The sequence below is a fragment of the Gordonia sp. WA4-43 genome, assembly GCF_020520305.1.
GTDB classification, from domain to species: Bacteria; Actinomycetota; Actinomycetes; order Mycobacteriales; family Mycobacteriaceae; genus Gordonia; species Gordonia hongkongensis.
Genome location: NZ_CP084736.1, coordinates 3,434,102 through 3,448,130, shown reverse-complemented (window position 1 = coordinate 3,448,130; position 14,029 = coordinate 3,434,102). Strand labels below are relative to the sequence as shown.

8 protein-coding genes and 1 pseudogene are annotated in these 14,029 nt (G+C 71.2%); 5 read left to right on the top strand and 4 right to left on the bottom strand.

The window, feature by feature from the left end:
- Positions 1–727 precede the first annotated feature (727 nt).
- The 4 genes and pseudogenes from LEL84_RS15420 to arr all read left to right on the top strand — a co-directional run bounded on the left by LEL84_RS15420 (position 728) and on the right by arr (position 3,915).
- Positions 728–1,366, top strand: coding sequence for a response regulator (locus LEL84_RS15420; protein ID WP_065631308.1), 639 nt, complete (start codon positions 728–730; stop codon positions 1,364–1,366).
- Entirely contained in the window at positions 1,350–2,681 is a 1,332-nt protein-coding gene (locus tag LEL84_RS15415) for a sensor histidine kinase (protein ID WP_226512057.1), read from the top strand. Before LEL84_RS15420 ends, LEL84_RS15415 begins: the two co-directional genes overlap by 17 nt.
- Before the next feature lie 152 nt (positions 2,682–2,833).
- Complete coding sequence (locus LEL84_RS15410; protein ID WP_226512056.1) at positions 2,834–3,298, top strand: hypothetical protein; 465 nt, start codon at positions 2,834–2,836, stop codon at positions 3,296–3,298.
- 189 nt (positions 3,299–3,487) lie between these two features.
- Positions 3,488–3,915 (top strand): annotated as a pseudogene (gene arr / locus LEL84_RS15405) (NAD(+)--rifampin ADP-ribosyltransferase).
- Positions 3,916–4,004: 89 nt separating this feature from the next.
- Here the strand turns inward: arr and LEL84_RS15400 are convergent.
- From LEL84_RS15400 to LEL84_RS15385, 4 genes are all read right to left on the bottom strand, one after another.
- Positions 4,005–4,703 carry a hypothetical protein gene (locus LEL84_RS15400; RefSeq protein ID WP_413466984.1) on the bottom strand — a complete coding sequence of 233 codons (699 nt, stop codon included), beginning with the start codon at positions 4,701–4,703 and terminating at the stop codon, positions 4,005–4,007.
- Positions 4,704–4,994: 291 nt separating this feature from the next.
- Complete coding sequence (locus tag LEL84_RS15395) at positions 4,995–5,753, bottom strand: SDR family oxidoreductase (protein WP_065631311.1); 759 nt, start codon at positions 5,751–5,753, stop codon at positions 4,995–4,997.
- A 218-nt stretch (positions 5,754–5,971) separates the two neighbouring features.
- Positions 5,972–8,464: a helix-turn-helix domain-containing protein gene (locus LEL84_RS15390; RefSeq protein ID WP_226512055.1), complete on the bottom strand. Its 2,493-nt coding sequence runs from the start codon at positions 8,462–8,464 to the stop codon at positions 5,972–5,974.
- A 35-nt stretch (positions 8,465–8,499) separates the two neighbouring features.
- Positions 8,500–10,254, bottom strand: a complete 1,755-nt coding sequence (locus tag LEL84_RS15385) for an Hsp70 family protein (RefSeq protein WP_226512054.1) — start codon at positions 10,252–10,254, stop codon at positions 8,500–8,502.
- 350 nt (positions 10,255–10,604) lie between these two features.
- Here LEL84_RS15385 and LEL84_RS15380 point away from each other — a divergent pair, with 350 nt between their 5' ends.
- A complete protein-coding gene (locus LEL84_RS15380; RefSeq protein ID WP_226512053.1) occupies positions 10,605–13,955 on the top strand; it encodes an IniB N-terminal domain-containing protein in 3,351 nt (1,116 codons plus the stop codon).
- The last annotated feature ends 74 nt before the right edge of the window (positions 13,956–14,029 follow it).

Here is a 14,029-nt window from a genome sequence, read left to right as displayed (position 1 = left end):
GCCCGCGCGGTTGAACACGCCGGTCAGCGGGTCAGCACAGACCGCGGTGAGCAGCGTCCGCGTCAGCAACCCGAACGACTCGGCCGCCGCCGGGATGGCGACGGCGACGACGATGTAGGTGCTGAGGTACTTCGGTGCGGGCGCCACGGCAAGCGCGACGACGCACCCGGCCGTCAGCACACCGATGAACGCCCACGCCTGCCGACGCGGAAGAGTGGCACGGACGTACATCGCCAGGAACATCGCCGCGATCATGCAGAGGAACTCGGCACTGATCAGCTCGTGGAACGCCATCACCGCGGGGGTGGCCACACCGGCCGCGATCATGGCCGGTAGCGGGCGCTGCGGCCGCACCGACAGCCACCCCAGCGCCGCGAGGCCCAGCACGACGGCGACCAGTCCCCCGGTCGGGTCGGACAGGGTCGCCGAGTCGTCGGTCGGGAACAGCGTGAGAGCCACGCCCACCGCGTACAGCAGCGTCGTCACCGCCAGATAGGTCCGCAGCACATGCAGCGGCGATCGCGGGAGCGGGCCCCCTCAGCGCTCCCAGGTGCAGGTCCGGTCGATACATCCCCCACTCCGATCCTCGGTATCGGTCCCCGATCCGAGGTTGCCAAATCGCGTCGAGTTGCGCGACCGGCGGTGGCTGGTCTCTCGGTATGACCCATTCGGGGACGGGAGCACTGTTCGGCTCGGTTCAGGTCCTCACCCCGCCTATCCTGATCCGATGAACACCCTCGTCACCGTGGTCGTCGTCGACGATCACCCGTTCTTCCGCGACGGTGTATCCCGTGGCCTGGCGGCCAGTGGACGGGTACGGGTCGTCGGCGAGGCCGCCGACGGTCTGGCCGGGCTCGAGCTGATCCGTCGGGAGAAACCCGACGTCGCGGTGGTCGACCACCAGATGCCGCACATGACCGGCGTCGAGGTCGCCCATGCGGTGTCGCGCGACGGGTTGCCGACCCGAGTGCTGCTGCTGTCCGCGGTCACCGACGGCCCGATCGTCTTCCGGGCGCTGCAGGAAGGTGCGGCCGGTTACCTGTCGAAGGACGCCGATCGCGACGACATCGTCGGCGCGGTGACCCGGGTGGCCAAGGGAGAGACGGTGGTACCGCCGGAGCTCGCCGCGGGACTGGCAGGCGAGATCCGTGCGCAGACCCAGCGTGACGCGCCGGCCCTGAGCGAGCGAGAGCGCCAGGTTCTCACGGGATTCGCACGCGGACAGTCGATTCCACAGGTCGCCGCCGAACTCTACATCGGCGCGTCGACGGTCAAGACGCACACCCAGCGCCTCTACGAGAAGCTCGGCGTGTCCGACCGTGCGGCCGCGGTCGCCGAGGCGATGCGTCGTGGGCTCCTCGAATAGCGTCGACCCCTCGAGGCCAGGGGACGACGACGCTGGCAGCGTCGAGATCGCGGGGGCGACACGCTATCTGGGTCTCGACGAGTTCGCCGACGAACCGCGAATCCACGACATCCTGATCGACCATGCGATCCGTGGCATCCGGATTCAGGTGGTCCTCCGACTGTTCCTGTCGCTGTTCGTGCTACTGACCGTCAGCCTCGACCCACCCGCGCACGCGGAGACGTTCAGCCTCGTGACGGCGATCCTGTACGCGGCCTGGTGCATCGGCGGAGCCGTCGTGGTCGTCCGCCACGAATCGTCGATGATCCGGTACTCGTGGATCGCGCTGCCGATCGACCTCCTCCTGCTCACCGCGCTCGCGGTCGCCGCCAGCCGGTCCAACGAATTGAGTTGGACCACCGACGTTCTCCTCAGCGGGTTCGTCCTGGTGCCGATGATCGCGGCGATCGCGTTGCAGCCCAGGACCTGTGCGGTGGTAGTGATCGTCACGACCGCGGTGTACGCCGTCTCTTCCATGCTGGCCCGCACGTCGAACGGCGAGCCGTGGTCGGTGATCATCCTGCGCATCCTCGTCGTCGCAGCGTTGGCCGTCGGCGCGATCCTGCTGTCTCGCCTACAGCGATCCCGGGTGAGAACGATCGGGGCGCTCGCCGCCGAACGCGCCCGATTGCTGGACGCGACGATGGAGATCGAGGAACGCGAACGCCGGGATCTCGCCGACAACCTCCACGACGGGGCCCTGCAGTATGTGCTGGCGGCGCGTCAGGAACTCGCCACGCTCCGTGACTCCGCCGATCCGGTGACCCTCGACCGCGTGGACGGTGCGCTGCGCGACGCGGCGCAGTTGCTGCGGTCGACGCTGAGTGAGCTGCACCCGGCGGTTCTGGAACAGGCCGGTCTGTCGGTGGCCCTCACCGACCTCGCCGCCTCGTTCGGCAGCCGCGCCGGTGCCCCGACGATCTCCGTCGACACCGCGGGCTGGCCGCCCGACCTACGCACGTCCGCCGACTCGCTGCTGTTCGCCTCCGCCCGCGAACTCCTGACGAACGTGATCAAGCACGCGTCCGCGACGACGGTCGACGTCACCGCCGAGTTCGATGACGGGCGAGCGCGCCTCGTCGTCGTGGACGACGGCATCGGGTTACCTGCCGGCATCGACGTCGAGGAGTTGATGCGTCGACGACAAGCCAAGGGCCACATCGGACTTGCCTCGCGACGCGTGCGCGTCGAAGGCACCGGCGGCACGTTGTCGCTGTCGAACCATCCGGGCGGCGGAACCGTCGCGATCGTCGAGGTTCCCGCCCGCGAGGTGTGAGGCGCGCAGCGCCCGTGGCCACCGCGTCCCCCAATCGGTGGACGCGCCATTCACCCGCTCGATCACCCGGTCAGCGGAATCCCCCGACCACCCATCCCCGGCAGAGTCAGTGGTGTCACCAACACAACCCCCACACCACACCGGAGCCCACCATGAAAACCACCACCCGCATCGCCACCGCCACCCTCGGACTCGCCGCCGCCACCAGCATCGCCCTCGGCGCCGCCGGAGCCGCCCACGCCGGCACCCTCCCCATCACCCGCCCCGGCGAACCCACCGTCGCCATGACCATCACCAACCACACCGACAAGCCCGAATACCTCCAAGGCGCCAACACCGACGGCGGCCAATGGATCAACGCACCCCAACACATCCTCTACCCCGGAGCCACCGAAACCATCACCGCCACCGCACCCTTCACCAACCACCTCGACGTCAACGCCATCTACCGCATCGGCGCCTTCGGCCCCACCGCCAACTACCAACTCACCAACCACCCCCACAACGTCAACACCGCCATGAGCAGCATCTGGGGACCCCACGCCCAGAACTACTGGATGAACAACCACATCGACACCGGATACCCCCAGGTCAACGTCGGCTTCGACCAGTGGTGAGGTCGAACGCGTGGTGAGAAGGAGGAAGGAGATGGTTCGGGGGCGGGTCGCCCGCCCCCGAACCCCGCCACTTCCACCATATGTCGACGACGGGGGCTTGCCGCAAGGCCCCGATGGCCGTGCACAATCGCTCGACGACGACCGAGACGCAGGAGGCCATCGATGCCCGAGAGTGCAGACCACCCCGACATGGCGGACACCCCGGAACGATTCCGAAAGCACGAGTCCGGGGCCTACTTCCACGGCACCCGCGCCGACCTCCGGGTGGGCGACTTCCTGACCCCCGGTCACCGATCGAACTACCGGCGCGAGCACATCTCGAACTACGTCTACATGACGAAGGTGCTCGACGGCGCGGTGCTCGCGGCCGAGATGGCGGTGGGTGACGGGCGCCCCCGGGTCTACGTCGTGGAACCGCAGGACGACGTACACGACGATCCGAACGTCACCGACAAGAAGTTTCCCGGCAACTCACCCACTCCTACCGGAGCGCCCGACCGGTCCGGGTCGTCGGCGAGATGACCGACTGGGTGGGACATTCGCCGGAATACCTCCGACAGTTCCGCGCAGGATTGGAAGCACTCCGGCAGCGGGGCGAAGCGGTTCTGTACGACTAGCCGGCCGTCACGACATTCTCGCCGCGACGGCGGCGCTCCGCGACCGGTCATCGGCCGCGGAGCGCCTGCTGCAGAGTCGAACTCACGGATCAGGGAAAGATGTTCTCCAGCGATCCGAAGGCTCCGCCGGCACCCGATGCGGCGAAGTTGGTGGTGCAGCCGTTGAACGAGACGTTGTCGACATTGACCTTGCCGGTCTTTTCGTTGGGCTGACTGGAGATTCCGTAGTGGTCGACCACGGTGGTATGGCCCTCTGAATTGGCGGCCTTCACCAGATCATCCAGGGTGGCGTTGGTGCCTCTCTTGATCGTGCCGAGATCTCGGGTGGACCACCACTGGTCAGATCCGCCGGCATCCGCCTTGCCCGCACCAGCCGACGCGGTCCAGACGAGCGTCGCAAATCCATTGCTCTCACCGGTGTTGGCCCCGGTCACGCGGAGTTGCCAGTTCGCCTGCCCGTCGGACTTGTTGAACGTGAGCGGCTTCGTGATGGCCTCCGTCAGCTTGAGCTGCCCGGCACTCTTGTACGACGCCTGGCGCGGTGTCTGCTCTGTCGTCACGAACTCGAGAGACCCGTCCTGATCAACAACATTGGTCGCCGTCACCTTGCCGGCCTGGCCGCGCTCGTCACCGAACGTGTTGCCCCACCCCGCCGGATTGGCCGGAGTGGAGACCGTGGCACAGTTCGCCTCCGATACGGGGGCTGCGGTTGCCACCGCGGGAGCGATCAGAGCCGCGACCCCGAGGGTCGCGCCAGCCGTCGTCACACGAATGAGATTTCTTCGCACTGGTTCTTTCCTCCTTTGTCGTTCGGGTCCATCGAACTCCCGCAAGCTAACAAAGGGATTAATCAGATACCAGCGCGATTAAAGGCATCTGAATGAGGAACACCTTTACACAGCGAACCTGACCTGCACGCACAGTGCATCAGTGGACCATGTCGCATGTTCGCTTTTAAATCCGGAAATCCCGGCTATCTGCCTATTCCGCACCACCCGGTGACTGTGCGCCGAATCCCATTGACTGTGCATCGAATTTCGTTGACTGTGTGCCGTATTTCGTCAATTGGACTCGTGGACTCAGAGCGTCGTCGCAATCCCACCGTCGACCGGAATGACCGTCCCGGTGAGGTAACAGCCGGCGCGGCTGGCGAGGTACACGACCGTGCCGATCATGTCGTCGGCTCGACCGATACGGCCCAACGGCGATGCTGCCGCGACTTCTTCGCCCAGCTCGGCCAGGATCGGCGCCATCATCTTGGACTCGAAAGGTCCTGGCGCGATGGCGTTCACGGTGACATGACGCGGACCGAGGTCACGCGCGAGATGCCGGGTCAGCTGATGGACGGCCGCCTTGCTCGACGAGTAGGAGTATGACGCGGTGCGGGGCACCCGGATCCCGTCGACACTGCCGATCATGATGACCCGCGACGGGTTCTCGGCCGTGGCGGTGCCGGTCAGCAACGGCAACAGTGTCTGCGTGAGCACGAACGGCGTCTGGACGTTGAGCTTCAGCACCCGGTCCCAGGCGGAGTCCGGGAACTCCTCGAGGGGCGCACCCCAGGTCGCGCCGGCGTTGTTCACCAGGACGTCGAGGGTGTCGGTCTCCGACGCCACCTGCTGCGCGAGGGTTCGTGCACCCTCGGGCGTCGACAGATTCGCCTGTAACGCAGTCAGTCCCGCGGCGCGCGCCTCGGCCAGCGCGTCGTCATTGCGACCGGTGATGAGGACCCGTGCCCCGCGGTCGTGCAGTCCGTGGGCGATCATCGCCCCGATACCCGACGTGCCGCCGGTGACCAGCACCGTCTTGCCACTCACATCGAACAGGTCAGAAGTCATCGTCGTCGGTACCTCGGTGCTCGTTTCTCCAGGAAGGCGGCGGTCGCCTCGCCCCGATCTTCGGTCATAGCCGTGTTCATCTGCTGCCGGTTCTCGAATTCGACCGTGGCACTGAGTCATTCCGTCCCGGAAGACCGCCCCACAGAAACGGACAGACAACATATCGCTCGCGCCGGGCCGCTGTCGGGCGGTTTTCAGCACAGGCGGCGCGAGCCTGCCTACCGATACCCAGCCGCGCGGAGGGCAGCCATCAGTTCCGACCGCGATCCGGCGTCGAGCCGGCGTCGGATCCGGGCGACGTGATGCTCGACGGTCTTCGCCGAGATGTACAGGCGCTCACCGATTTCCCGGTAGGTGAAACCCTGCAGCAGCTCGTGGGCGACCTCGGCTTCGCGACCGGTGAGCGGCCCGCCGACCTGTGGAGTCAGCCGCCGATCTTCACCGGCCGAGCGAGCGGTGTCCAGGAGGCCGGCCGCGGTCGCGGGATCGTCGGCGCGAGACGCGGCCATACCCGCGAGACGCGCTGCCTCCCAGTGTAATCCGATGCTCCGTAGCGCTTCGACGGCGGCGGTGACGGGTTCCGTTGATTCGCCGGCGTCGTTCAGCGCGACCCAGGCGCGCGCACCGGTCGACAACGACCCGGCCGTGCGGTTCTGCGCCGCGGCGAGGTCGAGACGAGTCAACCGGTGCGCCACAGCGGACTGGTCGCGCGTGATGGCAACGGCTTGGACGCCCGCGAAGTCCCACGACGCCGACCACGCCGGGGGGTCGCCAAGATCCGCGAGCAACCGGTCGGCTGCGTGCACATACCGCGCAATCGCGGGAATCTGACCCAGTCGCGCTGCGGCGATCCAGAACTCGCCGAGCGGACGCAACAGGTAGAGGTCCACCTCGATGGCGGCGAGGAGCGACAGGCCGTCCTGCCACGCGGCCGACAGCGCGGACAGGTCACCGTGGCGCCGGGCCAACCCGAGCCGGATGGCCTGCACCCGAAAGCGTTCGGACATCCCCTGCGGTTCCGCCGTCGGGAGCAGACGCGCCGCCGCTTCGAGATCGCCGACGGTGAGCGCGGCCTCGGCGTCGAGAATGGTGCGGGCCGGCTCCGCCGCCACCGTCCGGATCGATTGCGCGGCAACGGTGTCGCCGAGGTTCAACGCCACCGCGGCGGCCGCGTGCAGAATTCGGGCCGCAGACGGGCCTCGGGACGACGTCGCTCCCGCTGAGATCCCGCGCACCACGACGTCGACCGCGTCGCCGGTACTCATCTCGGCCGTGTCGTCGAGGGTGGCCAGCAGCCCGCGGACCACCAGCGACCGTGTGGCCCGACTCGCCACCGGCGCGCGGCCACGATCGGCCGCGCCGATGGCCGTGGCCGCCGCGCGGTCTCCGACCGCGAGCAGGGCGACTGCAGCCGACAACGACTGCGATGCAGAAAGATCGGATCCCGTCCAGCGGTAGAGGTCGGCGGCGTGCGAGGCGAGTCCGCGCCGCGCCGCGACTGCGGCGGCGAGCTCCACCCACTCCGCGACCCATTCGTCTGTGGGTACGGCCGACTCCAGCCGACGGTCGGCCGCGGCACCCGCACCGTCGAGATCCCCCGATGCCAGGGCACGCTGGGCCATCAGGAGCCGGACGTCATCACGCCCCGGCTCCACCCGATCGGCGGCCTGCAGGAGGACCACCGCCCGCGCCGCGGTCGCGTCGACCGCGCCGACCAGCAGCGCGTCGACGATCCGCGGGTCGTCGACACCGGCCTCGGCCGCGAGCAGCGCGGTGTCGGGGGTGAGCTCGGTCGCACGCAGTCCGACGACGACCGAGTTGCGTCGTAGCTCGTCGATCTGCTTGTCTCCCAGCACATCACGCAGTGGACCGGCCGCAGCCGAGACGAAGACGTCCGCGCCGCGTAACAGGCCGCACCCGCGAGCCCGGTCGACCGCCTCGAGCGCGGCGGCTCGGTCGGTGCCCGCCGCTTCGGCGACGCTGTCGGGGTCGAGGGGCGCCCGGACCGAGGCGAGGGCCAGCACCGCGAGCGTGAGCGGATCGAGTCCGCGCAGCAGCCGATGGTGCCACTCGCGGGACACCCGATCGACGACGGCGATTTCGTCGGCCCCCGGCTCGTCGAGGACGCGCGAGGCGCTGCTCGAAGTGCTCCGGAGCGCCCGCAGCACAATGTCGATGGGAGCTCGCGCACCGCCACAGCGTCGACGGATCAGCGATGCCGTGGTCGGCGCGAGGGTCAGCCCGGCGCGGGTCGCGCGGGTCAGGACATCGGCGGTTCCGAGCGCCTCGAGTTCGAGGACCGCGCCGAACGGTCGGGCGCGGTCGCGCAACCGGCGGACGTTCGGGTCCAGTTCCCGCGGTTCGATCGTGGCGATCAGCCCGATCGTTCCCGCGTCGAGCATGCCCAGCGCGGTCTCGAACATGGCCACCGGCCACAGATGCATGTCGTCGGCCAGCACGAACACGGGACCCGCGCCGTCCGCGACGGGCAGCCCCACACTCACCGGGAGGTCCAGTCGTCGGAGTTGTTCGTGCACGGCGTTCAGCAGTGCCGAGCGTCCGCTGCCGGGGGTGCCGACGGCCACGGCGCACAGCGGATGGCCCGAGTGCGCGCGATCGACGATGCCCGCCACCCACGACGAGGTGCGCGACGCGGCCGAGGACGGGTCCGGACGGTCACCGATCGTGGAGACCGGTGTCGTCGGGGTCATCGAACGGTCCAGGGGTGACCGGGGAGTCAACGGATTCAGCAGTCGATGCCGACGACGCCGGTGACGCCGCACAGCACCCGGCCGGTGCCGTCGAGGACCCCGCCCGGGGTGATGCCGCCACCGCCGGTGTCCGGTTCGGGGTAGTCCGGCGCCGGTGCAGGCGCTGGTGCCGGAGCCGGAGCGGGCGCCGGCGCTGGTGCTGGTGCTGGTGCGGGCGCTGGAGCAGGCGCGGGCGCCGGTGCAGGCCGGCCGGGGGTGCTTCCGGGCGCGGGGGCACCGGCAGACGAGGCGCCGGGCGGCGGGGCGCCGGCCGCGGTCCGTCGCGGCGCATCGGTGGCGGTACCCGGAGCCCGGGTTCCCGTACCGGTCACCGGTGCCGCGGTGGTGCCGGGACGCGCACCGGTCGCGGTGGTGCCCGGCGCGCCACCGGGGTTCTGCGTCGAGGTGGCCGTGGTGGTCGCCGCTCCCGCGGGTGGGGGCGTCGCCTCGCCGACCGAGCCGACGAGTCCGGTGCCGACGGAGAGTCCGGTTGCCGTGACGAGCGCCAGTGCGGCGGCGCCGACCGTGCTGAGGGTGCCCCGCTTACGACGCGAGAACCGGGGAGCGGGCTCGGCGACCGGGGTGCTCGGAGCCGGGACGATCTCGCGGAGCGGCCGCTCCTCGGGCGCGGCCGAGACGAGGGCCGCGGTCGTGGCGGCGGCCGGCGCGATCGCCGACCGGCGGGCGGCGAGCGTCGTGCCGGCCATCAGCGCACCGCCGGCTGCCGAGGCGGACGCGGGATCGGGGTCGAGGACTACCGGCAGACGCAGGGTCGAGGACAGCATCTCGGTGACGAGCGGGATCGCCGCACCGCCGCCACCGAGCAGGACCGCGGACACCCCGGCCGGCTTCATCCCGGGGGCCGCGTGCGCGCCCGACGAGTCGTGGCCGACGGCGGACGCGGAGACCGCTTCACGAACCAGCGCGACCGCCTCCATGACCGGTGCGCGCAGCAGGTCCTCGATGTCGTCGCGGACCAGCCGCGCCTCGGTGCTCACCTGCCCGATCCGCACGTCGACGACGGTGTCGGTGTCCACCGACAGGGACTCCTTGGCCCGGCGGCACTCTTCCCGCAGCCGGTTCACGTCGTCGAGGATGGCGCCGCTCCGGGCTGGGTCGGCCAGACCCGCGTCGACCTCGGCGTCGGCACCGGTCACCCGCAGGGTGTGCGCCAGCAGCAGGCGGTCGAACTCGTTGCCGCTCACGGTGTCCAGATGCAACGGACGGCCGACCGGGACCGGATCGGAGCCGGTGGTCAGGACGGAGACGGTGAGCCCCGCGGCGCCGAGGTCGCAGACGACGACCGCGCCGTCGCCGAAGGCGCCCTCGGCGAGTTCGGCTGCGGCCAGGGTCGCCCGTGACTCGGGCACCCAGGTGATCGCGTCCGCCGGCACCGAGTCGGGGTGGGCGCCAAGTGCCGCCCGGGCGTCTTCGACGGCCTGATCGGACCAGTTGTCGGGGTGCACGACGGTCAGGTGCACGTCGTCGGACGGTGTCGAGTCGACGCTGTCCGTGCCGAGGTCGAGCCGGGCGACCAGCGCCGCGACCGCGTCGGCGTAGAGGTCGGCCGCCGCGATCGTGCGGCCGTGGTCGTCGAGCATCGGGACCGGGTCGCCGACCCGTCCGAGGAAGTCGTCGGCATCCACCAGAGCGGACGTCTCGACCGAGACCGCGCCCTCCCAGGACTGTTCCGAGGCGGCTACCGCCACGCTGTTCGCGGACCCGATCTTCACACCGATCCCGATGGCCATGACGCTCACTCCTGTTCGCACCTGCAGACGGTGGGCGGTGACGGTGCCGCGTCGTGCGGGCAATCCGTCGATGTCACGTGCCCCGGCCCCGGCGGCGCACTTCACCCAGTGTGTCGCGGACCGGCCCCCTGGTGTTAGCCCTGGCCGGGGATTAGGGGGAAAGTCCCGACCCCCCTATGCCGGCGGCGCCCGGACCCCGGACCCCGGTCGAAATCCCCCTGGGGGATGACCCACCCCCCGGTCGTCGGCAGGACTGGGGATTTACCCCGATGTCGTCGGGCCCCGAAGTCCATACGGTCGAACTCGACACGGGATCGAACTGCGATCTCCCCGACGCAAGGAACGACGCCATGGCGACCAACGCGGTACTCGACTTCATCCTCGGTCTGCTTCGCGACGAGGAATCCTTCAACGCCTACTGCGGCAATCCCCAGGCCGCGATCGATCGCGCCGGACTCACCGGCGTCACCCCCGCCGACATCTCCGCTGCCGCCCCGCTGGTCGCCGGAGGCGGTCTGGCCGCGGGCGGCGGCCTCGGTGCGATCATCGGTGCCGGCGGCGGGGCGGTCGGTGGCGGCGCGGTCGGTGGCGGCGTGATCGGCGGCGCGGTCGGTGGCGGCGTGATCGGCGGCGGTGGCGTCGGAGTCGGCCTGGGCGGCCTGGAGTTCGGCGACATCAACGTCGGCGGCGGAGACGTCAACCTTGGTGACGTGAACCTCGGCGGCATCGGTGGGCTCGAACTGGGCGACCTCGACCTTGGTGGACTCGATCTGGGTGGACTCGATCTGGGTGGAATCGATCTGGGCGACATCGACTTCGGCGGTCTCCTCGGCGGCATCGGATTGGGCGACATCGACCTCTCGGGTCTGTCCCTGGCCGATCTCGACCTCGGCGGTATCGCATTCGGTGACCTCGACCTCGCGGGCCAGCTGGCCGTCGCCCTGGGCGCGGCGCTGTCCGCGGGCCTGGGCGCCGGCGGCGCGATCGCCGCGCAGTTCGGTGCCGCGCTGGGAGCCGCGCTCGAGACGGTCGTCGACGGTGGCCTCGAGCTCGCCGCAGGCATCGGACCGGTCATCGCCGGGACGCTGGCCGGTGCGATCGGCGCCGAGGGCGCCCTGGTCGCCCAGCTAGGGGCTTCGCTGGACGCCCTTCTCGCCGCAGGCGCCGACCTCGGGCTCGGACTCGGGGGCGGTCTCGCCGCGCAGCTGTCGGCGGCGCTCGAACTGGGTGGCGAACTCGCCGGCTCGTTCGGCGCGACGCTGGGCGGTCTGCTCGGCGCCACGATCGGCGCGGGCGGCGCACTCGGCGCCGACCTCGCGGCCGCGCTCGGTGCCGGTCTCGGTGCGGGCGGCGCGCTCTCGGCGGTACTCACCGGCGCGCTCGGTCTCGGCGCCGAACTGTCCGGCGATCTGACCGCCGCGCTGACCTCCACTCTCGATGTCGCGGGTGACCTCTCGGCGACGCTGTCGGGTCTGCTCGACGCGCAGGCCATCGCCGACCTGTCCGGCGAACTCGGCGCCACCCTCAGCGGCGCTCTCAGCTCGACCCTGGCCGCGGGCGGCACCGCTGCCGCCTCCGTCGGCACCGCACTCGGTGTGGCCCTGACGTCGACGGCCGCGGCGACCGGCGGACTGGTCCTGACCGGCGCGGCCGGCGCGAACGCCGTCCTCGGTGGCGCCCTGACCGCCGTCCTCGGTGTCGGCGGCGGCGCTCAGGCCGGGCTCGCCGCGGCGCTCGAATCCGTCCTCGAAGCCGGCGGGATCGTCGACGTCGAGGCCATGATCGAAGCCGGCGGCGATCTCAGCACGACTCTCGCCGGCGCTCTGGCCGCCGGCCTCGAAGTCGGTGGCGAAGCCGCCGCCGGTCTCGGTGCGGCCCTGGGCGGCACGCTGGCCGCAGCCCTCGAAGGTGGCCTGGCCGCCGATCTCACTGCCGGGCTCGGCGGTGCCATCGACGCCGGTCTCGGTCTCGGCGGGGCGCTCGAAACCGGCGTCGGCGGCGCTCTCGAAGCGGGACTGGGACTCGGTGCCGGACTGGGCGCGGGTCTCGGTGGCGCGGTCGAGGGCGCTCTCGGCGGCGGCCTCGGGGTCGTGGGCGGCCTCGGCACCGAACTCGGAGCCGCGCTCAACGGACTGTTGTCGGCCGGCGCCGGCCTCGACACCGCGCTGAGCACCGTGCTCACCGGTGTCCTCGGCGCGGCTGCAGGCGCCGACCTGGGGGCCGCCCTGGGTGGCGCCCTCGAACTGGGCGGCGTCCTCGGCGCCGACCTGAGCGGCCTGCTCGAGGGCGGACTGGCCACCGACCTGGCCGCGCAACTCGGCGCGATCGTCGGTGGCGGCGGTGAGCTCGCGGGCGAGCTCGGCGCCACCCTGGGCGGCGTGCTGGGTGCGGCCGCAGGCATCGAGGGCATCCTCGACGCCGCCGCCGGTGCCGGCCTGAACGTCGGCGAACTGCTGGCCGCGGACCTCGGCGGTGCACTCGGCGTCGACGGCGCCCTCATCACACAGCTGGGCGGGGCGCTGGACGCCGCACTCGACGCCGGCGCGGGACTGGGCCTGGTGACCGAGACCGCCGCCGACCTCGGCGGAACCCTCGAGGCCGTGCTGGCTGCGGGCGGGGATGTGGGTGCCGACCTCGGCGCGTCCCTCGGCGCCGTCCTCGGGACCGCACTGAGCGGTGAGCTGGGTGGCTCACTGGCCGGCCAGCTGGCCGGCGGGGCCGAACTCCCGGCAGCGCTCAGCACCGTTCTCAGCTCCGCACTCGACGTGGATCTGTCGGCCACCGACGGCCTCGTCGCCACCCTGGACTCGACCCTGGAGGCGACGGGTGGCCTGGGCGGGGCGCTGACCGGCGAACTCGAGGCGATCGTCAACCCGAGCCTCATCCTCTCCCCCGAGGGCACCATCACCGTGGGCGGACCGCTCCTGGTCACCGAAACCCTCGGCGGCACAGTGGTCGACAGCCTCACCGGCAACCTGGGCGCGGGCACACTGGCCGGCCTGGGCACCGTCGCCGAGACCGGCACGGACTTGGTCGCCGGGCTGGACAGCACTCTGCAGGGCGGCCTGGAGGGGACCCTCGAGACCGGACTCGCCGGCCTGGGCGCCGGGAGCGGCGAGGCCGATCTGGGCGCCACCGCCGGTCCGGTTCTCGACGGTGCTCTCGGCGCCGGCGCAGGCGTGGGCGGAGGCCTCGGTGGGGATCTCGGTCTGGGCGGCGACCTCGGCCTGGGCGGTGCGCTCGACACCGAGCTGCCCGCGGAGGTCACCTCCGAACTGACCACCGCGATCTCCGGCACGGCCGGCGGCGCCGTGGACGTGGTCGGCGACGCCGCGGGCTCACTCGAGACCGGGGTCGGCGGCACCCTCGACACGACCACCGACATCGTCGGTGGGGTGACCGGTGGTCTGACCGGCGGCGCAGTGGTCGGTGGTGGCGTGGACGCCGGCGGCGGTGCCGGCGCGGACGGCGGCCTGGACCTGGGCGGCGTGACCGACACCGGTGCCGAACTCGGCGGCGCGGTCGACACCACCGTCGGCGGCGCAGTCGACTCGACCGTCGGAGGCGTGGCAGACACGACCGCCGACCTCACCGGCGGATTGACCGGCGGCCTCACCGGAGGCCTGGCCGGTGGCCTCGGTGGCGACACGGACACCGGGATCGGCGTCAACACCCCGGACGCCGGACCCGACGCCGACTGACCGGGTCACGTCGGCAACCCGCCCCGGGACCGTCCCACGCTCCAGCAACCCTGGACGTGGGCCGGCCCCGGGGC